The organism is Gordonia heveisoli (assembly GCF_030315745.1).
In the GTDB taxonomy this organism is placed as follows: Bacteria; Actinomycetota; Actinomycetes; order Mycobacteriales; family Mycobacteriaceae; genus Gordonia.
On record NZ_JASXSH010000002.1, the window covers coordinates 73,004 to 97,295 of the forward strand.

The following is a 24,292-nucleotide window of genomic DNA, read 5'->3' on the forward strand; positions in this document are numbered from 1 at the left end:
TCAGGTCAACGCTCCGACAGCACTTCGCCGACATATTTTGCAACGGCGGCGACCGACGCAATGGTTCCCGGATAGTCCATTCGGGTGGGCCCCACCACGGCGACTCCGCCGAAGACGGTGCCCGATGCACCGTACCCGGTGGAGACGACCGAGGTGCCACGCAGGTTCTCGGTCTGGGTCTCCTCACCGATCTGCACGGTCACCCCACCGGCGCGCTGGGTGGTCGCGAGCAGCTTGAGCACCACGACCTGCTCCTCCAGCGCCTCCAACACCGTATCCATGCCGCCGGCCATGGAACCGAAGTCGGCGGCCGCACGCGCGAGGTTGGAGGCGCCGCCGAGCACCAGACGGTCGTCCCCGCGTTCGACGAGGGTCTCCACCAGCACCGTCGCGATGTTGACCACCACCGGACGAATGTCGTCGGGGGCGGCGTTGGCGAGTTCGGCGACGGCCGCGGAGGCGGCCTCGAGGCGCTGGCCGTCGAGTGCCTGCGAGAACATATCCCGCAGGCGGGCCAGGTCGGCGTCGTCGATGTCTCGCTGCAGCGCGACCATCCGCTGTTCGACGCGACCATTGTCGGTGATGAGGACCAGCAACAGTCGCGACGGCGACAGGCTGACCACTTCGAGATGCCGGACGGTCGCCGTCGACAGCACCGGATACTGGATCACCGCGACCTGGCGTGTCAGTTGGGCGAGCAGACGCACCGACCGGCGCAGGACGTCGTCGAGGTCGACGCCGGAATCGAGGACCGACAGGATCGCCCGCCGTTCGGCCGCCGACAGCGGTTTGATCTCGCTGATGCGGTCCACGAACAGCCGATATCCCTTGTCGGTGGGTACGCGCCCGGAGCTGGTGTGCGGCTGGGTGATGTATCCCTCGGCCTCCAGGACCGCCATGTCGTTGCGGACGGTCGCGCTGGACACACCGAGCTGGTGACGCTCGACGAGTGCCTTGGAGCCAATCGGTTCCTGCGTCGCCACGAAGTCCGTGACGATCGCGCGCAGAATCTCGAAACGGCGATCATCGGTCGTCGACAATTGCGCTACACCTCCGATCCGAACCGTCGCTTGCCATACAGTGGTTACGTCCATTCTACGAAACCGGTGTACGAAGGCCTGGGATGCAATGATCTTCAAGGGCGTCCGGGAGGGCAAGCCCTATCCCGACCACGGACTGTCCACGCGTTTGTGGGCCAAAATCCCACCACGCCAACTCCGCCTCGATCAGCTCACCACGGTGACCACCGTGCTGGCCCTCGACAAGTTGCTGAGTGAGGACTCGACCTTCTACGGGGACCTCTTCGCGCATGTCGTGCGCTGGCGGGGCGAGCTGTATCTCGAGGACGGCCTGCACCGCGCGGTCCGGTCGGCGTTGCGCAACCGGCACATCATCCACGCGCGAACCCTGGATCTCGACAGCATCGACCTGTCCCCCGGTGCCCCGGCCCTGGAGATCCAGTTGACGCAGGGCACCGACACCCCGCGCCCGCCTCATCTCGGCGGCGCCCGGCACGACGCCCAGCCGAACGCCGGACGCAGTACCGGTTGGACGCTGCCGACCCGTGATTCACGATCCTGGTGAGCATCGACCTGGTCATGTGACCCAGATTTCTGGGATGAGGATTGACTAACCTAACTACGCGTGGCTAGGTTTGCTTCACCGAATCGTTTCTGACCTGCGCTGTGTCGAATCCGCGTGGCCGGGTCCGGGTGAAGAAGGATATCCATGAGCAAGTTCCTCAAGACCGCGGCGATCGCCGTGTTCGGCGTGATCGTCATGTCCGTCGGCCTGACCGCGCCGGCGAGCGCCGACGTCAACATTCGCACCGGCAAGGCCGCCGATCTGCCGATCCGTGCGAATACTCCGTCCGCCGGTGACATCGAGCGTTCCTACGCCGGGTTCTACAACCCGAATGTGCCGCTCGAGCCCAAGTACGCGGTCAGCTACCGAGGCGACACCCCGAAGGTGCGCAAGGCGCTGCAAACCCTCATGGGTATGAGCAAGACCTATGACTACTTCTCGATCCAGGGCCGGATCACCAAGGTGAACGTCAACGGCAACCGCATGAGTGTCACCGGTAACGGCGTGATGGCCGGTTTCCCGGCGACGAGCTTCACCTATCACTACATCCGCGAGGCCGGGATCTGGAAGTACGACTGGAAGGCCAACTGCGCCACCGGTTGCCAGGGCAATCCCGACTTCGGGTACTGACCCGCGAGTTCTCTGCCACGGCCACATCTGTGGCCACGGACGGCCCCCGCGCGCGACACCGCGGGGGCCGTCGACACACCCGGCCCGGCCCTCGGCCGCCCGCCGAGATCACCGAGGACCACCGCATGACCAAGACGCCCCCACCGGCCGGCGCCGAGCCCGAGGCCCGTTCCGAGCCGTCGATCGTCGTCGACCGACTGACCAAACACTTCGGTAAGAAGGCCGCCGCCGACGACGTCAGCTTCGTCGCGGCGCCGGGTGCGATCACGTATCTACTCGGACCAAACGGCGCGGGTAAGACGACCGTCATGCGGATGATCGCGGGCTTTACCCGACCCGACCGCGGCACGATCTCCATCAACGGCGGACGACTCGGCGATTTCCGCGATGTCCGCCGCGAGATCGGCTTCAGCCTCAACCCGTTCGCGAACAATCCCAAGCACACCGCGCTCCGGCACCTTCGATGGCAGGCCCGACTGGCGGGTGTGCCGGTCGCCGACGCCGACCGGGTGCTGGACCTGGTCGGCCTGACCGGCGTTGCCACCCGGCAGGTCGGCGGCTTCTCCTTCGGCATGCTGCAACGACTCGGAATCGCCACCGCACTGCTCGGCGACCCGCACACGATCGTTCTCGACGAGCCGGCCAACGGCCTCGACGTCGAGGGCACCCTGTGGCTGCGCGACACCCTGACCGGTCTGGCAAACGCCGGAAAATGCCTTCTCGTCGCATCGCACAACCTGGCCGAGGTGGAGATCACCGCCTCACGGATCATCATCATGGGTCGCGGCAAGGTGCTTGCCGACGACGATCGGCACACCATCCTCGCCCGCGGCTCGGGACCGCGGCTGCTGGAATCGGCGTACCTCGACCTCACGAAAACCAGCGTCGACTACAGCGGAAGCAGCGTGACCCGATGAGCCACCGTTTGACGGATTCCGCCATCACTGCCGACGACACGTCCGCCGATGTCCACGCCCACCCGGAAACCCTGGACCCATCGCCTGTCGGATCGACCAACCGCGCCGGAGTCGTGGCCCGCATCGCGCGCAACGGCCTGTTCCTCGGGCGCGCGATCCGCAGCGAGATCACCAAGCTCTCACCGCGAAATCCGCTGTTCTGGTTGGTGATCCCGCTATCGATCGGTATCCCGGTTGCGATGAACTTCGGTATCGCCAAGGCCAGCCAGTGGGATGTCATCGACGGCACCGGCGGGATCGACACCAACAACACCGGCTACTGGCTGATGATGCTCTCCCCGTTCATCCTGATGGCCGCCGCGGTCACCTCGTTCTGCGGCGAGTTCAAGGACAAGACCGTCGAACTCGGGAGTGCCATCCAGCCCCGACGGTGGACGATGCCGGTCGCGAAGCTGATCGTCTTCAGCGTCGTCGCGGCAATCACCGTCACCGCGACCATCCTCATCATGCTGCTGGGCTTCCCGCACCTGTTCCCCGAGATCTGGGGCGAGGTCGAACTGTTCTCCGGCGACGGCGTACGCCTGCTGATCGGCGTGCCCGTATACTCGGTGCTCGTCCTCGCACTGGGACTGGGTCTGTCGGTACTGATCCCGCGACCCGGGCTGGTCATCATGATCGTCGTACTGTGGCGGTTCGTCATCGAGGAATTCCTCTACAAAGTGATGAACAACGATTTCGGCATGACCCTGCAGAAGTGGGGTCCGTTCGCGAACGCCCAGATCGGCGCAGGCCAATACCCGACCTTCGACACCGTCTTCGGCCCGAATATGTCCCTGCTCTACTTCGCCGCATACGCGGTCGCCTTCTTCGTGATCGGTCTCATCCGCCTCCAGGCCACCGATCTACGCAGCGACTGACGAGACGACGTCAGTCCCAGAGGATCCGGCGCACCACACCGTCGGCCAACAATCGGCCGGCATCGGTGAGCACATATGCGGCGGCCGCGGGTGTCAGCAGGCCCTGCGCACACAATTCGTCGGCGTGGCCGATCTCCGTTGCGGTGAGGACATCGCGCGGCAGCCCGCTCCGGCAACGGGTCAGCAACATGACCGCCTCGACGTGCCGGTCATCGTCGGCGAGCACCTCGGCAGACGCGACCGGCAAAAGGTCGGCGTCCAACGAATCGGCGTAGCGCGCAGGATGTTTGACGTTCCACCAGCGCACCCCGTGCACATGTGAGTGCGCACCGGGGCCGATACCCCACCAATCATGACTGCGCCAGTAGGCCAGATTGTGGCGGCATTCCCCGCCGGGGGTGCGCGCCCAGTTGGACACCTCATACCAGTGGAACCCCGCCGCCGACAGCCGCTCGTCGACGATCCGATACCGATCGGCGAGCACGTCGTCGTCGGGTGCGGGCATCTCACCGCGTCGGATCCGGCGCGCGAGCGCGGTCCCGTCCTCGACGATCAGCGCATAGGCGGACACATGGTCGGCCGGGGTGTCGAGGACCGCGTCGAGGCTGGCGCGCAGGTCGTCGTCGCGCTCGCCGGGTGTGCCGTAGATGAGGTCCAGATTGATGTGGTCGAACCCGGCGGCGGACGCCTCGCGTGCGGCGGCGACCGCCCGACCCGGCGTGTGGGTGCGATCGAGTGCGGCCAGCACGTGACGCGCCGCGGACTGCATGCCGAGCGACACCCGGTTGTAGCCGGCCGACCGCAGTCCGTCGAAGAAGGCCTGCGATGTGGACTCCGGGTTGGATTCGGTGGTGATCTCGGCATCCGGTGCCAGCTCGAAGTTCGCCCGCACCGCATCGAGCAGCCTGCCCAGCCCGTCGGCCCCGAGCAGCGACGGTGTGCCACCGCCGACGAAAATCGTCGACACCGGGCGCGCCGGGATCATCGTGGCCGCCGCCATCGCCAGTTCCCGCTCGACGGCACGTTGCCACGATTCCGGTGACGCGGACGTGCCCAACTCGCCGGCGGTGTACGTGTTGAAGTCGCAGTACCCACACCGCGTCGCACAGAACGGAACGTGCAGGTACAGACCCAGCGGGACGCCGGGATCCACGGCACGACCGGCGGCCGCGATCTGTTCGATCACGGCCTCGTCGGCGTCGGCGGTGGACTCGATGGGCACCCGACCATCATGCGCGCCGGAATAACCACGGGGGTCACCGGCCTTGGTCATGGCAGAGCTGGTGCGCGTGCGTGCCGGCAACCGACATCGCCGCGACGGCTTTCCCTCACGATGATGAAAAGTAACCCCAAGTAGACGCGACAGCGACGGGCATGGCACTATGGACCACGTGATTTTCCCCGGGGTGTGGCTGGCTGCGCGTCGCCACATTGATCTGAAGCGCGTCTGCAGCGCTTTCTGTCGCATCTAGCGACGTCTCGGCCCCGAGTGCTCCCGTCCTGATGCGGGATGCCGACACGTTTTCACACAGCCCAGTTCACCGTGTGCGATACCCGTCGGCCTCGTGTCGGCAGAGGAGACCTCATGACGTCCACCACAGACGCCCCTGCGCCGAGCACGCCCAGCTCGGATGCCCCGGCCCGGCCTGCCCGTAAGCCGCGCCCGGCCAAGCGGCGGGCGGAAGGCCAGTGGAAGCTCGGCTACCGTGAGCCGCTGAACCCCAACGAGCAGGTCAAGAAGGACGACAACCCGCTCAACGTGCGAGCCCGGATCGAGAACATCTACTCGAAGCAGGGTTTCGAATCGATCGACAAGCAAGACCTGCGCGGCCGGATGCGGTGGTGGGGGCTCTACACCCAGCGCGCCGAGGGCTTTGACGGCACCTTCACCGGTGACGAGAACATCGATCTGCTCGAAGACAGCCACTTCATGATGCGGGTGCGCTGCGACGGCGGCGCTCTCAACGTCGCACAGCTGCGCACGCTGGGTGAGCTGTCCACCGAATTCGCGCGCGACACCGCCGATCTCTCCGACCGGGAGAACGTCCAGTACCACTGGATCCGCATCGAGGACGTCCCCACCATCTGGGAACGGCTCGAAGCCGTCGGGCTCAAGACCACCGAGGCCTGCGGAGACTGCCCGCGTGTGGTGCTCGGTTCGCCGCTCGCGGGCGAGTCACTCGATGAGATCCTCGATCCGACTCCGGCCATCGACGAGATCGTGCGTCGCTATATCGGCGACCCCGCGTATTCGAACCTGCCCCGCAAGTTCAAGACCGCGATCTCCGGTCAGCAGGACGTCGTCCACGAGATCAACGACGTCGCCTTCGTCGGTGTCGTCCACCCCGAACACGGCCCCGGCCTGGACCTGTGGGTCGGCGGTGGACTGTCGACCAATCCGATGCTTGCTCAGCGCGTCGGCGCCTGGATTCCGCTCGACGAGGTCCCCGATGTCTGGGAGGCCGTCGTATCGATCTTCCGCGATTACGGTTACCGCCGTCTACGCGCCAAGGCCCGCCTGAAGTTCCTCGTCAAGGACTGGGGTATCGAGAAGTTCCGTCAGGTCCTCGAAGACGAGTACCTGGAGCGCAAGCTCATCGACGGTCCGGCACCCGAACTCCCGCCCCGCCCGATCGACCACATCGGCGTGCAGAAATTGCGGAACGGGCTCAACGCCATCGGCTTCTCCCCGGTTGCCGGTCGCGTCTCCGGCACCATCTTGACCAAGGTCGCCGACGCGGTGGCCGCCGTCGGATCCGACCGCATCCGATTCTCGCCGTACCAGAAGCTGATCGTGCTCGACGTCCCCGACGACAAGGTGGATGCGCTGATCGACGAGCTCAAGCCACTCGGCCTGCACGGCCGGCCGTCGCAGTGGCGCCGGAACCTCATCGCCTGCAGCGGGATCGAGTTTTGCAAACTGTCCTTTACCGAGACCCGCAAGCGGTCGCAGGTGCTCGTACCTGAGCTCGAGCAGCGCCTCGCCGACGTCAACGAGGGCCTCGACGTACCGATCACGGTCAACATCAACGGCTGCCCGAACTCCTGTGGCCGGTCCCAGATCGCCGACATCGGGTTCAAGGGACAGCTCATCGAAGACGGCGACGGCGGGCAGATCGAAGGCTTTCAGGTCCATCTCGGCGGCAGCCTCGGACTCGACTCGGGTTTCGGCCGCAAACTCCGCCAGCACAAGGTGGCATCCACCGAGCTCGGCGACTACATCGAACGCGTCGTGCGCAACTTCGTCGCACAGCGTGAGGACGGAGAGCGGTTCGCGCAGTGGGCCGTTCGTGCAGACGAGGAGGCCCTGCGATGACCGCATCGACCACGCCGGTCACCGGTCGCCGTTTCAGCGAGGACCAGCTGCGTGCGATCGCCGAAGACGGTGCCCGCACCCTCGGCTCCGATGCCGGCGCCGAGGAACTGTTGCGCTGGACCGCAAGAACCTTCGGCACCAACTTCGTGGTGGCCTCCAACATGCAGGATGCGGTCCTCGTCGACCTCGCCGTCAAGCACATCGACCGTGACGCACTCGACGGTGACCCGCTGAAGATCCTGTTCCTCGACACCGGCTATCACTTCGCCGAGACGATCGGCACCCGCGACGCCGTCGAGGCCGTCTACGCACCGTCGCCCGACACCGATCGTCCTGGTGTCGAGATCGTCGATCTCACTCCCGAGCACAGCGTCGCACAGCAGGACGAACTGTTGGGCCGCAACCTCTTCGCCCGCGATCCCGGCGAATGCTGCCGGCTGCGCAAGGTGGTCCCGCTCCGGGCCGGTCTGTCGCACTACGACGCTTGGGTCACCGGTATCCGCCGGGTGGAGGCCCCCACTCGGGCCAACGCCCCGCTGGTGTCCTTCGACGAGGGCTTCGGACTGGTGAAGATCAACCCGATCGCCCCGTGGTCCGACGAGACCATGCAGGAGTACATCGACGCCAACGGCGTGTTGGTCAACCCGCTGGTCGACGAAGGCTATCCATCCATCGGCTGCGCCCCGTGCACGGCCAAACCCGAACCCGGATCCGATCCGCGCAGTGGCCGTTGGGCCGGCCGCGCCAAGACAGAATGTGGGCTGCACGCATGACCATCACCGACACCACCACCGGGGTCCGCGACCTGTCCGACCCGGACAACTTCACCACCCTCGACGCGCTCGAATCCGAGTCGATCCACATCTTCCGCGAGGTGGCCGGCGAGTTCGAGCGTCCGGTGATCCTGTTCTCCGGCGGTAAGGACTCGACGCTGCTGCTGCACCTGGCGCTCAAGGCGTTCTGGCCCGCGCCGCTGCCGTTCGCACTGCTGCACGTCGACACCGGACACAACCTGCCGGAGATCATCCAGTTCCGCGACGAGATCGTGGAACGCCACAATCTGCGGTTGCACGTCGCCAAGGTTGAGGATTACCTGGCCGACGGTCGCCTGACCGAACGCCCGGACGGTATCCGCAACCCGCTGCAGACGATCCCGCTGCTCGACGGCATCACCGAGAATCGCTTCGACGCGGTCTTCGGCGGTGCCCGTCGCGACGAGGAGCGCGCCCGTGCCAAGGAGCGGATCTTCTCGCTGCGCAACGCTTTCGGACAGTGGGATCCCAAGCGCCAGCGTCCCGAACTGTGGAACCTGTACAACGGTCGCCACGCGCCGGGTGAGCATGTGCGCGTGTTCCCGCTGAGTAACTGGACCGAACTCGACGTCTGGCGCTACATCGCTCGCGAGCAGGTCCTGCTCGCGCCGCTGTACTACGCCCACGAGCGTGAGGTGTACCAGCGCGACGGCATGTGGATGACCTCCGGCCCGTGGGGCGGTCCGCGCGAGGACGAGGTGGTCGAGACCCGCATGGTCCGCTACCGCACCGTCGGCGACGGCTCCACCACCGGCGCCGTACTGTCCGAGGCCACCGACAACGAAGCCGTGCTCGCGGAGGTCGCCGCATCGCGCCTGACCGAGCGTGGTGCCACCCGCGGCGACGACCGTGTCTCCGAGGCCGCCATGGAAGACCGCAAGCGCGAAGGATACTTCTGATGAAACACTCCCCCGACCTTCTGCGGATCGCCACCGCGGGCAGCGTCGACGACGGCAAGTCCACCCTCGTGGGCCGACTGCTCTTCGACACGAAATCGGTTCTGGCCGACCAGATCGACGCCGTCACCAAGGCCTCGGTCGATCGCGGGATGGACACCCCGGACCTGTCGCTGCTCGTCGACGGCCTGCGCGCCGAACGCGAACAGGGCATCACCATCGACGTCGCCTACCGCTACTTCGCCACTCCGGCACGGTCGTTCGTCCTGGCCGATACCCCCGGCCATGTGCAGTACACCCGCAACACGGTGTCCGGCGCGTCGACCGCACAGCTGGTCATCCTGCTGGTCGACGCCCGTAACGGCGTCGTCGCCCAGACCCGCAGGCATGCCGCGGTGATGGCGCTGCTGGGTGTGCCGCAGCTGGTGCTGGCCGTGAACAAGATCGACCTTGTCGACAACCCGGCCGAGGTGTTCGCGCAGATCTCCGAGGACTTCAACACCCTGACCACCACTCTCGGCTACGCGCCCGAGCAGGTTCAGGAGATCCCGGTGTCGGCGCTCAACGGCGACAACGTGGCGATCCGGTCGGCGAACACCCCGTACTACGACGGCCCGACGCTCATCGAGCATTTGGAGACCGTGCCGAACGAGCCTTCTCGTGGCGACGTCGGCCTGCGTTTCCCGGTGCAGTACGTGATCCGGCCCCGCACCGCGGAGTACCCCGACTACCGCGGCTACGCGGGTCAGATCGCCGCCGGTCGAGTCTCGGTCGGCGACGAGGTGGTCATCCTGCCGTCGGGCAAGCGATCCACGATCAGCCAGATCGACACCCCGGACGGTCAGCTGGCGACCGCACACACCGGGCGCAGCGTCACCCTGCTCCTCGAGGACGACGTCGACATCTCGCGTGGCGACCTGATCTCCGCGGTGGCCGATGCGCCCGAGCCGATCTCACAGTTCACCGCGACCGTGTGCTGGCTGTCGGACAAGCCGTTGCGTCCGGGTGCCCGGCTGCTGCTCAAGCACGGGGCCAAGACCACTCAGGCGATCATCGGTGGCATCGACGCCCTCTTCGATGAGCAGAACCTGTCGATTATCGACGCCCCCGGTTCCGCCGAACTGAACCAGATCGTGCGGATCTCGGTGCAGACCGCCGAGGAGATCCCCGCCGACGATTATCAGGTCAACCGCGAATCGGGTAGCTTCCTGCTGATCGATCCGCAGGGCGGCAACACGCTGGCAGCCGGCCTGGTCGGCGACGCACTCGCGCCGCTGCACCTCAAAGAGCTGGTGTGACACCGACTCTCGTACTGGTAGCGCACGGCAGCCGGGATCCGCGATTCGCCGACACCACCCGACGGGTGCGTGCCGCGGTTGCCGACCGGCTGCCGGGCGTGCGGGTCGAACTGTCCTACCTCGACCTCGACTCCCCTTCGGTCGGTGAGGTTCTCACCGACCTGGCCGAGCCGCCGGTCGTCGTGCCACTGCTCCTGGCCGACGGATATCACAGCAAGATCGATCTGCCCGCACTGATCGCCGAGCATCATCCGCAGGCCCGGCAGACCGCGGTGATCGGCACGCATTCGCTGGTCTCCGGTCTGACCGACCGGCTCGTCGAGGCCGGCCTGTCCGGTCGTGACGGCATCCTGCTGTGCTCGGTCGGCTCCTCCGACCAGGGCGCGGACCTGCATGCGCGGCGCCGCGCCATCGAACTCTCCACCCGGCTCAACCGCCCGGTCGAGGTTGTCTTCGCAACCAAGCTGGGCACCGAGAACCGCATGGTGCGCCTGGCCATTCGCCGACTGCGCGCCACCGGAGCCCAGCAGATCGCGCTCAGTCCGTACTTCTTGTCGGCGGGGTTGCTCACCGAACGCGTCGAAGCCGCACTCGACGAGTTCGAGACCGGTGTGCGCGTGGCCGGACCGCTTGGTACCCATCCTGCGGTCATCGATGCGATCAGCAGCGAATACCTGCGTGCCGCAAGGCTATCGACCATCGCCACCGGTCTCTGAAACCGTCCGCCGGCCAGTTGAGGTCGCGGGCCCGGTGTGTCATGCCGGCCGGAAGGTGTCCGGATCGGCCGCGGCCCAGTCGGCCTCCCACGACGCCGGCGGATCGTCGAGTAGTTGCCCGGGCGCCAGCCACTCGTAGAGTTCGGCATAGGAACGGTCACCGGTCGCATCGATCCGTTTGAAGAGCATCGCCGGATGCAGTTGCGCAGGGTGCGTGACACCCATGGTCGCCATGATCTGCACGGCCTGCGCGACAGTTGCCTCCTGATACCGCCGAACCCGTTGCGTCTTGTCCCCCACGTGCAGCGCCCGCGCGCGGTGTGGGTCCTGGGTCGCCACCCCGCTCGGACATGTGTTCGTGTGACAACGCTGGGCCTGAATACAGCCGGCAGCCATCATCATGGCGCGCGCAGCATTCGTGTAATCTGCGCCCTGCACAAGACGTTTGACGATATCGGCACCGCCGGCGACCTTTCCGCTCGCACCGATCGTGACCCGGTCGCGCAGCCCGGCGCCCACGAGCGCGTTGTGGACCGTGATGAGTCCCTCGGTCAGCGGCATCCCGACGTGATCCTCATATTCCAGTGGCGCGGCCGCGGTTCCGCCCTCAGCACCGTCGACGACGATGAAGTCCGGAGTGATCTGCTCGGCGATCATCGCCTTGCAGAGTGCGAGCATTTCACGCCGGCTGCCGACGCACAGCTTGATCCCGATCGGCTTGCCGTCGGCCAGTTCTCGCATCGTCCCGATGAACTGAGCGAGTTCGCGGGGCGTCGAGAACACCGAATGCGCGGGCGGGCTCACGCACTTCTGGTGCGCAGGCACCCCGCGATAGCGAGCGATCTCCTCGCTCACCTTCGCGGCGGGCAGCACCCCGCCGACGCCGGGCTTCGCGCCTTGGCTGAGTTTGAGGGATACGCATTTGATGCGTTCGTGCGAGGACTGGTCGGCGAACTGGACCGGGTCGAATCGGCCGTCGGCGGTTCGCGTCCCGAAGTAGCCCGATCCAATCTCCCACACGAGATCTGCACCGGCGTCGAGATGGTACGGGGTGAGTCCGCCCTCCCCGGTATCCTGAGCGAATCCGCCGGCCGCCGCGCCCGCACCGATCGCACGAATCGCGTTGGCCGACAACGCACCGAAGCTCATCGCGGACACATTCAGCAGTGCCATCGAATACGGCCGTCTGCAGTCCGGTCCGCCGATCGTCACCCGGGGCGGCTGGTCCGGTTCCGGAGCCGGCACCACCGAGTGGACGAGATGCTCGTACCCGATCTCCTCGATGTCGCGCTCGGTACCGAAGGCCTGCTCACCGTGAATCCCCTTGGCCCGCTCGTAGATGATCGAGCGACGCTCACGATCGTAGGGACGGCCGTCGTAGTCCCGTTCGATGAAGTACTGCTGGATCTCCGGGCGCAGCGCCTCCATCAGATAGCGCAGATGCCCGATCACCGGATAGTTCCGCAGAACGGTATGGCGCCGTTGGACCAGGTCGTGGACCCCGGTTGCACCCAGCGCAAGCAGGACTACGGCCGGGATCAGCCAGTACGGCCCCCAGATCGCGGCGGCCCCCACCGCCGCGATCCCCACCGCCGCGACCCCCACTGGGCCGAGCAGGGCAACCGATACCACGCGTGCCATATCGCCATGACACCACCGGTTCGGCCCGGTGTCTCGCGTTCACGACACCGATCCCACTTCCATCCACCCGTATCGGGCATAGTGGACCGGCGTTTGTCCTACCGGCGGTCAGGACACGACGAGATTGGGCACCTTCGTCGCGCGGGCAAAGATCTGCTCACCCGGCTGCAGGTGCAGGGCGTTGGCATCACCACGGGTGATCTGGGCGGCGAACTCGTCGCCGGTGGCCGCGGCCACCAACTCCACACGGGTCTCGAATCCCAGGTTCACCACGCGGGCCACGGTCGCCTTGATGACACCGGTGTCGAGTGCGGCGTCCGCGGCCGGCAGCGCCAGCTCGGGGTTGCGGCCGATCCGAATGTCGTGCGGGCGGACCAGTTCGCCGTTGAGGCGGACGGTGGAGCCCAGGAAGGATGCCACGAACGCGTTGACCGGTCGATCGTAGAGATCATCGGGGCTGCCGATCTGCTCGATCCGGCCCTTGTTCAGCACCGCGATCCGGTCGCTGACGTCCAGCGCCTCCTGCTGGTCGTGGGTGACCAGCACGGTGGTCACATGAACCTCGTCGTGCAGCCGCCGCAGCCACTTGCGCAGATCCTCGCGAACCTTGGCGTCGAGCGCACCGAACGGCTCGTCGAGCAGCAGCACCTGCGGGTCGACCGCGAGCGCCCGCGCCAGCGCCATGCGCTGTCGCTGACCGCCGGAAAGCTGTGCGGGGTACCGCTTCTGGAACCCGGTGAGCCCGACGATCTCCAGCAGCTCGTCGACCTTCTTGTCAATCTCCGGCTTGGGACGCTTACGGATCTTGAGACCGAAGGCGACGTTGTCGCGGACCGTCAGATGCTTGAACGCGGCATAATGCTGGAACACGAACCCGATGTCGCGCTTCTGCGGCGACAGACCCGACACATCGCTGCCGCTGATGATGACGGTGCCCGAGTCAAGGCTGTCCAGCCCTGCGATGGCGCGCAGCAATGTCGACTTACCCGAACCCGACGGTCCGAGCAGCGAGGTCAGCGAGCCGTCCGGGATTTCGATGGAAACGTCGTCGAGAGCGGCGAAGTCGCCGTAGCGCTTGTTGGCGCCGATAACCGAGATCGACATGTCACACGCCTTCCTTCTGTTCGATGGTCTGTCGCGAATCGATGGCTTCCGGTCCGTGCGGAGGGGTCAGCACCAGTTCTTCGCTGCCGTGTCCGCCGTCGGTGTCGGTCTCCGCCGAATCCTGGTGGTAGTACTGGCTGGCCCGCTCGTATCGGCCCTTGGCCCGACGCTCGATGAGCGTCATCGCGACTAGGACCAGGATCGCCACGAACATCAGCAGGGTCGCCGCCGCATAGGCGCCGTATTCGTTGTAGTCGTCGGTGTAGCGGGAATGCACCAGCAGGGTCAGGGTCTGCGAGATACCCGGGAAGTTCGACGACACCATGGTCACCGCGCCGTATTCGCCCAGTGCGCGGGCGATGGTCAGGACGATGCCGTAGGTGAGGCCCCAGCGGATCGCGGGCAGCGTGATCCGGTAGAAGGTCTGCCAGCTATTGGCTCCGAGGGTGGCCGCCGCCTGTTCCTGTTCGGTGCCGATCTCGTGCAGCACCGGCTCCACCTCACGCACCACGAAGGGCAGCGTGACGAACAGGGTCGCCAGGACCAGACCCGGGAATCCGAAGATGATGCGGAAGCCGGTGCTCTCGATGCCCCCGAACCAGCCGCCGTAACCCCACAGCAGGATCAGCGCGACACCGACGACGACCGGCGACACCGCGAACGGAAGGTCGACGACCGACTGCAGGAACCGCTTGCCGGGGAACCTGCCTCGCACGAGCGCCAATGCCGTGGTGATACCGAAGACGACGTTGAGCGGTACCACGATCACCACGATCAGCAGGCTCAGCTGCAAGGCGGAGATCGCGGCCGGGGTGGTGATCCATTCCCAGAACTGGCCGAAGCCGTGTTCGAAGGAACGCCAGAAGATCAGGCCGACCGGGACGACCAGCAAGATGAAGAGATAGATGAGCGCGATGGCGCGCAACCCATAGCGTGTGATCGGTGACAGTCTCACTGGTCGCGCTCCTCTCGATTGGACTGACGGCTGCCGACGACCCGCAGGATCAGCAGCGCCACGAAGGCGATGACGAGCAGGGCCACCGACACCGCGGCCGCGTTGACCGGCTCGTCGACCTCGATCTGCTGCTGGATGTACTGCGAGGCGACCTGCGTTTCACCCGGGATGTTGCCGCCGATCAGGACGACCGAGCCGAACTCGCCGATCGCACGGGTGAAGGCCAGGCCGGCACCGGTGAGGATGGACGGCAGCAGCGCGGGCAGCACGATCTTGCGCCAGGTCAGCCAGTTGCTGGCGCCCAGCACGGCTGCGGCCTCTTCGACGTCACGGTCGATCTCGATCAGCACCGGCTGCACCTGCCGGACCACGAAGGGCAGGGTGACGAAGGTCAGCGCCACGATCAGGCCGGGTTGCGTCGCGTTGAGCTGGATGTCGATCGGGCTGTTCGGGCCGTAGAGCGACAGCAACACCAGGCTGGCGACGATGGTCGGCAACGCGAAGGGCAGGTCGATGATCGCGTTGACGAAACTCTTGCCCCAGAACTCGTCTCGTACCAGGACCCAGGCCAGGATGGTGCCGAAGACGACGTTGATGAGCGCGACCACGATGGACACCAGGACGGTGATCCGCAGTGCGTCCAGCGCGGCGGGATCGGTGATCGCATCCCAGAAGCCGCTCCATCCATCGTCGAAGGACTGCACGGTGATGGCAGCCAGCGGCAGCAGCACGATGACGCTCAGCCACAGCCAGGCGACACCGATGCCCAGCGGCGAGACACCGCTGAATGTCCGTGATCGTCCGAGGAAACCCCCGGGGGCTCCGGAATCCGGGGATTCGGGCCGCGGCGCCGAATCCTGTACGGGTGCACTCATCACTGGCCTCCCGACTTGTAGATCTTGGTGATCGCACCGTTCTTCGAGAACAACGCGTCGTCGACGGCCTTCCAGCCGGTCAGATCCTTACCGTCGTTCTTCGCCGCGGTGCCCTTGCCGAGTTCGGCACCGAGTTGCTTGATCGTCCACAGCTTCTCGTAGGGGCGGAACAGCCCCGCCGTTTCTTTCACGATCGCGGGGACCACCGGCCGGAAGCCCTCGGCTGCCCAGATGCGCTGCGCCTCGTCGGTGAAGAGGTAGTCGACGAAGGCATTGGCGCCGGTGAGGTCTTTGGTGGTGTTGACGACCGCGACCGGATTCTCGATCTTGAAGGTCTGGGCGGGGATCACATAGTCGATCTGGTTCTTGGGCGCGGCGTCCGCGTTGGCGCGGTCGAGCATGATCGCCTCGTTCTCATAGCTGATCAGCACGTCGCCCTGGCCCTGCTCAAAGGCGGTGGTGGCCTCACGGCCCGACTTCGGCTGCACGGTGATGTGCTCGCGCACGAGTTCCTTGATGTAGGCCAGACCGGCCTCGACGTCGGTGCCGCCGTTGCTCTTCGCGGCGAACGGTGCCAGCAGATTCCATTTCGCCGACCCGGAGCTACCCGGGTTGGGGGTCACCACCTCGACACCCGGCTTGAGCAGGTCATCCCAGGTGTGGATGTTCTTCGGGTTGCCCTTGCGCACAACCAGCGCGACGACCGAACCGAACGGCGTGCTGTTGTACTGCCGGTCCTTCCAGTTCTTGTCGACGACGCCGGCCTTGACGAGCCGGGTGATGTCGGGTTCGACCGAGAAGTTCACCACGTCGGCGGGCACCCGGCGCGCAACCTTGCGCGACTGGTCGCCGGACGCGCCGTAGGAGGCCGAGAAGCCGATGTCGGATCCTTGCGGAGTCTTGCGGAACGCGGGGATGACGACGTCGAAGCCGGGCTTCGGGACGGCGTAGGCGACCAGGTTCAGATGCCGGCTTCCGCTGGAGATGTCCACCCCACCGGGTTCATCGGTCGATCCACCACCACATGCGGACACCATTCCCGCGGTCATGGCCAGCGCCACGATCGCGAATAAGACCGAGCGCCATCGGCGTGGTCTGTGACCGGTCATCGCCCCTCCTCCAGCACACCCGGAACACCCGGGTATCCGCTTGTTTGACCGGATCAGGCTAACCATGACCGGGCCCTGGGAGTTAGCTACGAATTGGGGTGATCGAAACCGGACTTGCGCTGCGCTATCGGGTGAGCAACCAGGCGATGACGAGCAACGCGATCAGTGCGATCAAGGCGAGGGTGACGCGGGAACGGATCATGATCAGATCCCGGTCCCGTCGTCATCGGCGAATCGACGCCGGTCGACGACTGCCAAAACGCCGTCGACCAGCAGATTCAGCACGACCGCGACGAGGATTGAGACCGGCACGACGACGGCGAGGGTGACCAATAGCTGTGGCACGAAGGACAGGCCGGTGAGCCATTCCTCAACGCCGTCCCACCAGGCAAAGAAGCCGGTCACCGTGTCACCTCATCCGTACTCGTCACGCCGGGGAGTTTATTTCAGTCTGATCCAAACTCCGCGGCCGGGCGCACAACCGTCGACTGGCGGCTTGCGATGCCGCTGACGATGATAGATCCATGACAGCGACCGATGACTCCACCGTAGCCGAGTTTCCCACCCCGTCCGTACCGGTGGGGGGTCGCACCGTCGACGACACCCAGGCACATCCGGCGGTACCGATGACCCCCGCGGACAGCGCCTACCCGCCGATCGGCGACTATGCCTTTCTCTCCGACACCGAGACGAACTGCCTCATCGCCCGCAACGGATCGATCGAGTGGATGTGCGTCCCGCGACCGGACTCCCCCAGCGTCTTCGGGGCCGTCCTCGACCGGACTGCCGGCCACTTCCGACTGGCCCCGTACGGAGTGAATGTGCCGGTCGATCGCCGCTACCTGCCCGGCAGCCTGATGTTGGAGACCACCTGGCAGACCGAGACCGGCTGGATCGTGGTGCGCGACGCCCTCGTCATGGGGCCGTGGCACGACAACGATCGCCGGTCGACGACCCACCGCCGCACCCCCACCGACTGGGACGCCGAACACATCCTGCTGCGCACCATCCGATGTGTGTCGGGCACCGTCGAGGTGTCCATGAGCTGTGAACCCGCCTTCGACTACAACCGGGCGCTGACCCGGTGGGAGTACTCCGGACCCGCCTACGGAGAGGCCGTCGCGGTGGCGTTCAACACCGACGCCACTACGCCGACCCTGAAGCTGACGACCGATTTGCGGTTGGGCCTGGAGGGACGCGAGGCGCGCGCCCGTACGCGACTCAAGGACGGCGAATCGCGTTTCGTGGCATTGAGCTGGTCGTCGCAGCCGGCCCCGCAGACCTTCGACGAGGCGTCGAAGAAGATGTGGGCGACTTCCGAATGCTGGCGTCAATGGATCAACGTGGGCAAGTTCCCCGACCATCCGTGGCGTTCGCATCTGCAGCGTTCGGCGCTGACACTCAAGGGACTGACCTATTCGCCCACCGGTGCGCTGCTCGCCGCGGCCACCACCTCACTCCCGGAAACCCCGCAGGGCGAACGCAACTGGGACTACCGCTACGCGTGGGTCCGTGACTCGACCTTCGCGTTGTGGGGCCTCTACACGCTGGGCCTGGACCGGGAGGCCGACGACTTCTTCTCCTTCATCGCCGACGTCTCCGGCATCACCAACGGCGAACACCATCAATTGCAGGTCATGTACGGCGTCGGCGGCGAACGAACCCTCGAGGAGCATGAGCTCGGACACCTCAACGGCTACGACGGGGCACGTCCGGTCCGGATCGGCAACGGTGCGTACAACCAGGCGCAGCACGACATCTGGGGCACCATGCTCGACTCGGTCTATCTCAACACCAAGTCGAGCGGATCGGTGCCGGAGACGCTGTGGCCGGTGTTGAAGGCGCAGGTCGAAGAGGCCATCAAACATTGGCGCGAACCCGACCGCGGCATCTGGGAGGTGCGCGGCGAACCGCAGCATTTCACCTCATCCAAGGTCATGTGCTGGGTCGCCCTCGACCGCGGGTCGCGACTGGCCACCATGAACGGCGCCCGCGAGTACGCCGCCCAGTGGGCGGAGATCGCCGACGAGATCCGGGCCGACATCCTCGAACACGGGGTCAACGAGCACGGGGTGTTCACCCAGCGATACGGTGCCGACGCGCTCGACGCGTCCCTCCTGCTCGTGCCGTTGCTACGGTTCCTCCCCTCCGACGACTACCGGGTGCGTGCAACGGTTCTCGCGATCGCCGACGACCTCACCGACAACGGCCTGGTGCTGCGCTACCGGGTCGAGGAAACCGACGACGGACTCACCGGTGAGGAAGGCACCTTCACCATCTGTTCGTTCTGGCTGGTGTCGGCGCTCGTGGAGATCGGGGAACTGGCACGCGCGAAGGCCCTGTGCGAACGACTGCTCTCCTACTCGAGTCCGCTCAAGCTGTACGCCGAGGAGATCGACGCGAAAACCGGTCAGCAACTAGGCAATTTCCCGCAGGCCTTCACCCATCTCGCGCTCATCAACGCGGTGATGCACGTGATCCGGGCCGAGGAGGAAGCACACCAGCGAACCTTCCAGCCCGCCAACCACTGACCGCCCGGGCGGGTCAGTCCAGCCGCCACGATTCGTAGGCCCGAGGATCGCCGATCGGCTCCAGATGCGTGCTGATCGCCAGATGGTCCAAGGCGTCGTGCAATTCGGACTCGACCCGCTCGGCCAGGTCGTGGGCCCGGTCCACCGACCAGTCCCCCGGCACCAGCATGTGCATCTGCAGAAATCGTTCATGGCCGGATTCGCGGGTGCGCACGTCGTGGAAGTCGACCCGGTCCTCGCGGCGGTGCCCGTCGAGGATCTCGTCGATGACGGCCCGATCCTCGTCGGGCAACGCCGAATCCATCAGGCCCGACGCGGAACGCCACACCAGGCGTCCGCCGACAACGAGGATGTTCACCGCGACCGCGATCGCGATCAGCGGGTCGAGCGGAAGCCACCCGGTCAACGCGACCAGCAGCACGCCGATGACGACGCCGATCGTCGTCCACACGTCGGTCAGCAGATGTTTCCCGTCGGCCTCCAGCGTCAGCGAGCGATGCCGTTTGCCTGCGCGCAACAGGATCACACCGACGATCGCGTTGAGGACGGTCGCGATCACCGAGATCGCCAAACCCAGTCCGACCGACTCCAATTCACGCGGGTGCAACAGCCGGTCGACCGCGGAGACGATGATGAGGGCCGCGGCCGCGACGATCATCGCGCCCTCGAAGACCGCCGAGAAGTACTCGGCTTTCGTATGCCCGAAGTTGTGGTCGGAATCCGCCGGCCGCGCCGCGATGCGCAGGGCGATCAATGCGCCGACCGCCGCCACGACATTCACCAGCGATTCGGCCGCATCCGACAGCAGACCGACCGAGCCGGTGATCCGCCACGCCACCAGCTTCAGCGAGATGACGACCAGCGACGTGACGATGCTCAGCACCGCGAAGCGCGACAGGTCGCCTCGCGTGGCCGCCGTGCTCACGACGACGTGACCGCCAGTCCGCGACGACGTAACAGTGGATCGATCTGCGCCGGGCGGCCGATCAGTTCGGCATGCGCGGCAATCGGCTCGACGCTGTCCCCGCGGGATAGCGTCGAGTCGGCGAAGCGTCGGCCGTTGTCCCGCAACAGCCCACCTTCGGCGAGGAACCACTGCTCGGTCTCGGCGTCGAGCACCTCCGACCAGATGTAGCTGTAGTAACCGGCCGAGTATCCGCCGCCGAAGATGTGGTTGAAGTACGCCGTGCGATAACGCGGCGGGATGAGTTCGGAACCGATCCCGGCCGAGCGCAGAGCCTGCGCTTCGAAGTCCGCCACATCGGTGACGGCCGCAGCCTGCTCTTCGGTGAGCCGGTGCCAGGCCAGATCCAGGGTGGCGGCCGCCAGGTACTCGATGGTTCCGTGCGCCGATTCCGCGCCGGCGGCCGCGCGCGCGGCGTCGGCGAGTTCGGCCGGAATGGGTTCGCCGGTCTGGTGATGTCGGGCGTAGTTGCCGAGCACGTCGGGGTGCAACGCCCACATCTCGTTCACCTGCGAGGGGAACTCCACGAAGTCACGGGGCACCGAAGTACCCGACTGCGAGGGGTAGTCGACCGTCGACAGCAGCCCGTGCAGCGCATGACCGAACTCGTGGAACAGTGTGGTCAGCTGGTCGGTGGAGAGCAGGCAGGGTTCGCCTGCACCGGGTTTCGTCAGGTTGAGCACGTTGACGATGACCGGGCGGGTGCGCAATGCGGCCGACTGACCCACGATGTTGTTCATCCACGCGCCACCGCGTTTGGACGGTCGCGCGTAGAAGTCGCCCAGGAACAGGCCGATCCCCACGCCGTGCTCGTCGAAGACCTCCCACACGCGAACGTCGGGGTGATAGGCGCGCAGGTCGGGCCGCTCGGTGAAGCGCAGACCGTAGAGCCGGTTCGCCGCGTAGAACACGCCACGCGTCAGGACGGTGTCGAGTTCGCAGTAGCCGGCGAACCCGTCGAGGTCGATCCCGGCCCGAGCCCGCTGATCCCGGCCCAGCCAGTACGTCAGGTCGGCGGCGCCGATTGGTCCGCCCGCCAGTTCGGTGAGCCTGGTCAGTTCCCGCCCGCCTGCGGACATCGCCGCGGTGTTCAGTTCGGCGAGGAAGTCGTCGACCGCGCCAGGACTCGGGGCGGTCTGTTCGGCGATGATGTAGTCGGCATGATCGTGGTAGCCCAGCAGGCGGGCCCGGCGCGCCCGCAGCGTCACGATCTCCAGAATGATTGCGGTGGTGTCGAAGTCGTTTCCGCGTGCGCACCGCGCCATCGATGCGTCGAAGACCCGCGCGCGGGTGTGCGGGTCGGCCAGTTCGGTGAGTACCGACTGACTCGTTGGGAGCTCGAGGGTGAGCAGGTAGCCGTCGGCGTGGCCGGCATCGGCGGCCGCACGACGCGCCGCGGCGATCGCCGCGGCCGACAGCCCGTCGAGCTGCGCGGCATCGTCGACGAGGACCGCCGAATCGTTGGCCTCATCGAGGACGTACTGCGAGAAGGTGGTGGTCAGATAGGCCAGCCGCGCCGAGATCTCGCGCATCTGGGCCTGCTCGTCGGCTCCGAGGCCGGCCCCCGCCCGCACTGCGTCGCGGTAGTGCCGATCGAGCAGTCTGCGCTGCGGCTCGGTCAGGCCGAGTTCGTCGGCGGTGCCGTGTAGTTCGGAGATGCGGGCGAACAGGGCGGGATTCATCGCGATCGTGTTGGCGTGATCGGCGGTCATCGTGGACAACTGCTGCGAGATCTCGTTGCGCGCCGGATTCGCGTCCGGCCCGACGAGGTTGTAGAAGACGCCGGCCGCACGGTCGAGGTCTCGCCCCGAGAATTCCAATGCCTCAATGGTGTTGGCAAAGGTCGGCGGTTGCGCCGACCGCGCGATCGCCTCGACTTCGGCGAGCTGGGTCGCCATCGCCGCGGTGAAGGCCGGGAGGAAATCCTCGTCGGCGATCGACGCGAAATCCGGTAGGCCGTACGGCAGGTCGCTGTGGGCCAGCACCGGATTCGGCGACATCATTTCCCCTTCGGTTTGTCGCCGGCGGCGTCGGTGGACAGCGCGGCGACGAACGCCTCCTGCGGCACGTCGACGCGGCCGATCGTCTTCATCCGCTTCTTGCCTTCCTTCTGCTTCTCCAGCAGCTTGCGCTTACGGCTGATGTCGCCGCCGTAACATTTCGCGAGCACATCCTTGCGGATGGCGCGAATATTCTCGCGCGCAATGATCTTCGACCCGATGGCCGCCTGCACCGGAACCTCGAACTGCTGGCGCGGGATGAGTTCCTTGAGCTTGGTGGCCATCTTGTTGCCATAGGCGAATGCCGCTTCCCGGTGCACGATCGCGCTGAACGCGTCGACCGCCTCACCCTGCAGCAGGATGTCGACCTTGACCAGGTCGGCCTCCTGTTCGCCCGCCTCCTCGTAATCGAGACTGGCGTAACCACGGGTCCGTGATTTCAGCGAGTCGAAGAAGTCGAAGATGATCTCGGCCAGCGGCAGGGTGTAGCGCAGTTCGACGCGGGTCTCCGACAGATAGTCCATGCCGCCCAATTCACCGCGCCGGGACTGGCACAGCTCCATGATCGCGCCGATGAACTCCGACGGCGCGATCACCGTCGTCTTGACCACGGGTTCGTAGATGTGGCGGGCCTTACCCTCGGGCCAGTCCGACGGATTGGTGACGATGTGTTCGCTGCCGTCCTCCATCACCACGCGGTAGACCACGTTGGGTGCGGTGGAGATCAGACTCAGGTCGAATTCCCGTTCGAGCCGCTCGCGGGTGATCTCCATGTGCAGCAGACCGAGGAAGCCGCACCGGAAACCGAATCCCAGCGCCACCGAGGTCTCCGGCTCGTAGGTGAGCGCGGCATCGTTGAGCTGCAGCTTGTCCAATGCCTCACGCAGCACCGGATAGTCCGAGCCGTCGAGTGGGTACAGGCCCGAGTAGACCATCGGACGCGGTTCGCGATAGCCGGTCAGCGCCTCGGTCGCACCGTTGCGGGCCGAGGTCACGGTATCGCCGACCTTGGACTGTCGCACGTCTTTCACACCGGTGATGAGGTAGCCGACCTCCCCGACGCCAAGCCCCTTGGTGGGCTTGGGTTCTGGGGACACGATGCCGACCTCGAGGAGTTCGTGGGTGGCACCGGTGGACATCATCGCGATCTTCTCGCGCGGCACGATCCTGCCGTCGACGACTCGGACGTAGGTGACCACGCCGCGGTAGGTGTCGTAGACCGAGTCGAAGATCATCGCGCGGGCGGGTGCATCGGGATCGCCTTGCGGGGCGGGCACCTGCCGGATGACCTCGTCGAGCAGGTCCTTCACCCCGATGCCGGTCTTGCCGGAAACTCGCAGCACGTCCTCGGGTTCACAGCCGACGATGTGAGCGAGTTCGGCGGCATACCGGTCCGGGTCGGCGGCGGGCAGGTCGATCTTGTTGAGCACCGGGATGATCGTGAGGTCGTTTTCCATGGCCAGGTAGAGATTGGCCAGGGTCTGCGCCTCGATCCCCTGCGCGGCGTCGACGAGCAGCACCGCACCCTCACAGGCCTCCAGTGCGCGTGACACCTCGTAGGTGAAGTCGACGTGACCGGGGGTGTCGATGAGGTGGATGACGTAATCCTCGCCATCCACCTGCCAGGGCAGCCGCACATTCTGCGCCTTGATGGTGATGCCGCGCTCGCGCTCGATATCCATCCGGTCGAGGTACTGGGCGCGCATCTGCCGTTCCTCGACGACGCCGGTGAGCTGCAGCATCCGATCTGCCAGGGTCGATTTGCCGTGGTCGATGTGCGCGATGATGCAGAAGTTCCGGATCCGGGCCGGATCCGTGAACGTCGTCTCGGCGAAGTTGCTGGTCAAACCCTAATCCCTCGTCTCACTCACACGCTGCCATCGTCCCGGGCCGGCTGTTGGTCCCGCATCGGGACCGAGTTCACGCGTCCCGTGCCCTCTCATCATCCCTGGCCACAGGTGGGCGTACACATCGAGGGTCACCGCGGGTCACCTGTGACCAAGGTACTGGGCCACATCGGGGCCGGC

21 protein-coding genes are annotated in these 24,292 nt (G+C 66.1%); 10 read left to right on the forward strand and 11 right to left on the reverse strand.

Annotated features, from left to right (window positions below; genetic code table 11):
• Positions 1 to 5: 5 nt before the first annotated feature.
• Positions 6 to 1,040, reverse strand: a complete 1,035-nt coding sequence (hrcA, locus tag QSJ18_RS02015; protein ID WP_286324539.1) for a heat-inducible transcriptional repressor HrcA — start codon at positions 1,038 to 1,040, stop codon at positions 6 to 8.
• An 88-nt stretch (positions 1,041 to 1,128) separates the two neighbouring features.
• On the opposite strand from hrcA, the gene QSJ18_RS02020 reads away from it, so the two are divergent.
• The 4 genes from QSJ18_RS02020 (at position 1,129) to QSJ18_RS02035 (ending at position 4,048) form a co-directional block, all read left to right on the forward strand.
• Entirely contained in the window at positions 1,129 to 1,584 is a 456-nt protein-coding gene (locus QSJ18_RS02020) for a type II toxin-antitoxin system VapB family antitoxin (protein ID WP_286324540.1), read from the forward strand.
• Positions 1,585 to 1,728: 144 nt separating this feature from the next.
• Positions 1,729 to 2,214, forward strand: a complete 486-nt coding sequence (locus QSJ18_RS02025) for a hypothetical protein (RefSeq protein WP_286324541.1) — start codon at positions 1,729 to 1,731, stop codon at positions 2,212 to 2,214.
• Between the two features lie 125 nt (positions 2,215 to 2,339).
• Complete coding sequence (locus QSJ18_RS02030; RefSeq protein ID WP_286324542.1) at positions 2,340 to 3,131, forward strand: ABC transporter ATP-binding protein; 792 nt, start codon at positions 2,340 to 2,342, stop codon at positions 3,129 to 3,131.
• On the forward strand, positions 3,128 to 4,048 hold the full coding sequence (locus QSJ18_RS02035) for an ABC transporter permease (protein WP_286324543.1): 921 nt from the start codon (positions 3,128 to 3,130) through the stop codon (positions 4,046 to 4,048). The genes QSJ18_RS02030 and QSJ18_RS02035 overlap by 4 nt, the downstream gene beginning before the upstream one ends.
• Positions 4,049 to 4,058: 10 nt before the next feature.
• Here the strand turns inward: QSJ18_RS02035 and hemW are convergent, their stop codons facing one another.
• Complete coding sequence (gene hemW, locus QSJ18_RS02040; RefSeq protein WP_462475961.1) at positions 4,059 to 5,321, reverse strand: radical SAM family heme chaperone HemW; 1,263 nt, start codon at positions 5,319 to 5,321, stop codon at positions 4,059 to 4,061.
• A gap of 312 nt (positions 5,322 to 5,633) precedes the next feature.
• Between hemW and QSJ18_RS02045 the strand changes: the two genes are divergently transcribed.
• From QSJ18_RS02045 to QSJ18_RS02065, 5 genes are read left to right on the forward strand one after another with little or no spacing between them, the layout of a single operon-like run.
• Positions 5,634 to 7,364, forward strand: coding sequence for a nitrite/sulfite reductase (locus tag QSJ18_RS02045; protein WP_286324544.1), 1,731 nt, complete (start codon positions 5,634 to 5,636; stop codon positions 7,362 to 7,364).
• Positions 7,361 to 8,137 carry a phosphoadenylyl-sulfate reductase gene (locus QSJ18_RS02050; RefSeq protein ID WP_286324545.1) on the forward strand — a complete coding sequence of 259 codons (777 nt, stop codon included), beginning with the start codon at positions 7,361 to 7,363 and terminating at the stop codon, positions 8,135 to 8,137. Before QSJ18_RS02045 ends, QSJ18_RS02050 begins: the two co-directional genes overlap by 4 nt.
• A complete protein-coding gene (cysD, locus tag QSJ18_RS02055; RefSeq protein WP_286324546.1) occupies positions 8,134 to 9,075 on the forward strand; it encodes a sulfate adenylyltransferase subunit CysD in 942 nt (313 codons plus the stop codon). Before QSJ18_RS02050 ends, cysD begins: the two co-directional genes overlap by 4 nt.
• Positions 9,075 to 10,370, forward strand: a complete 1,296-nt coding sequence (locus QSJ18_RS02060; RefSeq protein WP_286324547.1) for a sulfate adenylyltransferase subunit 1 — start codon at positions 9,075 to 9,077, stop codon at positions 10,368 to 10,370. Before cysD ends, QSJ18_RS02060 begins: the two co-directional genes overlap by 1 nt.
• Complete coding sequence (locus tag QSJ18_RS02065) at positions 10,367 to 11,086, forward strand: sirohydrochlorin chelatase (RefSeq protein WP_286324548.1); 720 nt, start codon at positions 10,367 to 10,369, stop codon at positions 11,084 to 11,086. Before QSJ18_RS02060 ends, QSJ18_RS02065 begins: the two co-directional genes overlap by 4 nt.
• Positions 11,087 to 11,125: 39 nt before the next feature.
• On the opposite strand, the gene QSJ18_RS02070 is transcribed toward QSJ18_RS02065, so the two are convergent.
• From QSJ18_RS02070 to QSJ18_RS02095, 6 genes are all read right to left on the reverse strand, one after another.
• Positions 11,126 to 12,727, reverse strand: a complete 1,602-nt coding sequence (locus QSJ18_RS02070) for an FMN-binding glutamate synthase family protein (protein WP_286324549.1) — start codon at positions 12,725 to 12,727, stop codon at positions 11,126 to 11,128.
• A 108-nt stretch (positions 12,728 to 12,835) separates the two neighbouring features.
• Entirely contained in the window at positions 12,836 to 13,831 is a 996-nt protein-coding gene (locus QSJ18_RS02075; RefSeq protein ID WP_286324550.1) for a sulfate/molybdate ABC transporter ATP-binding protein, read from the reverse strand.
• A gap of 1 nt (position 13,832) precedes the next feature.
• On the reverse strand, positions 13,833 to 14,786 hold the full coding sequence (gene cysW, locus QSJ18_RS02080) for a sulfate ABC transporter permease subunit CysW (protein WP_286324551.1): 954 nt from the start codon (positions 14,784 to 14,786) through the stop codon (positions 13,833 to 13,835).
• Entirely contained in the window at positions 14,783 to 15,661 is an 879-nt protein-coding gene (gene cysT / locus QSJ18_RS02085) for a sulfate ABC transporter permease subunit CysT (protein WP_286324552.1), read from the reverse strand. Before cysT ends, cysW begins: the two co-directional genes overlap by 4 nt.
• The gene (locus tag QSJ18_RS02090) at positions 15,661 to 16,770 is read right to left on the reverse strand and encodes a sulfate ABC transporter substrate-binding protein (protein WP_286324553.1); all 1,110 of its coding nucleotides are present in this window, start codon (positions 16,768 to 16,770) and stop codon (positions 15,661 to 15,663) included. Before QSJ18_RS02090 ends, cysT begins: the two co-directional genes overlap by 1 nt.
• 204 nt (positions 16,771 to 16,974) lie before the next feature.
• Positions 16,975 to 17,175, reverse strand: a complete 201-nt coding sequence (locus QSJ18_RS02095) for a hypothetical protein (protein ID WP_286324554.1) — start codon at positions 17,173 to 17,175, stop codon at positions 16,975 to 16,977.
• Positions 17,176 to 17,294: 119 nt separating this feature from the next.
• Here QSJ18_RS02095 and QSJ18_RS02100 point away from each other — a divergent pair, with 119 nt between their 5' ends.
• On the forward strand, positions 17,295 to 19,301 hold the full coding sequence (locus tag QSJ18_RS02100; protein ID WP_462475962.1) for a glycoside hydrolase family 15 protein: 2,007 nt from the start codon (positions 17,295 to 17,297) through the stop codon (positions 19,299 to 19,301).
• A gap of 13 nt (positions 19,302 to 19,314) precedes the next feature.
• Here QSJ18_RS02100 and QSJ18_RS02105 read toward each other — a convergent pair whose 3' ends face one another.
• From QSJ18_RS02105 to lepA, 3 genes are read right to left on the reverse strand one after another with little or no spacing between them, the layout of a single operon-like run.
• Entirely contained in the window at positions 19,315 to 20,226 is a 912-nt protein-coding gene (locus QSJ18_RS02105) for a cation diffusion facilitator family transporter (RefSeq protein ID WP_286324555.1), read from the reverse strand.
• Positions 20,223 to 22,268, reverse strand: coding sequence for a M3 family metallopeptidase (locus QSJ18_RS02110; RefSeq protein ID WP_286324556.1), 2,046 nt, complete (start codon positions 22,266 to 22,268; stop codon positions 20,223 to 20,225). Before QSJ18_RS02110 ends, QSJ18_RS02105 begins: the two co-directional genes overlap by 4 nt.
• Positions 22,265 to 24,112 (reverse strand): translation elongation factor 4, encoded by a 1,848-nt coding sequence (lepA, locus tag QSJ18_RS02115; protein ID WP_286324557.1) that lies wholly within the window; start codon positions 24,110 to 24,112, stop codon positions 22,265 to 22,267. The genes QSJ18_RS02110 and lepA overlap by 4 nt, the downstream gene beginning before the upstream one ends.
• Between the last annotated feature and the right edge of the window lie 180 nt (positions 24,113 to 24,292).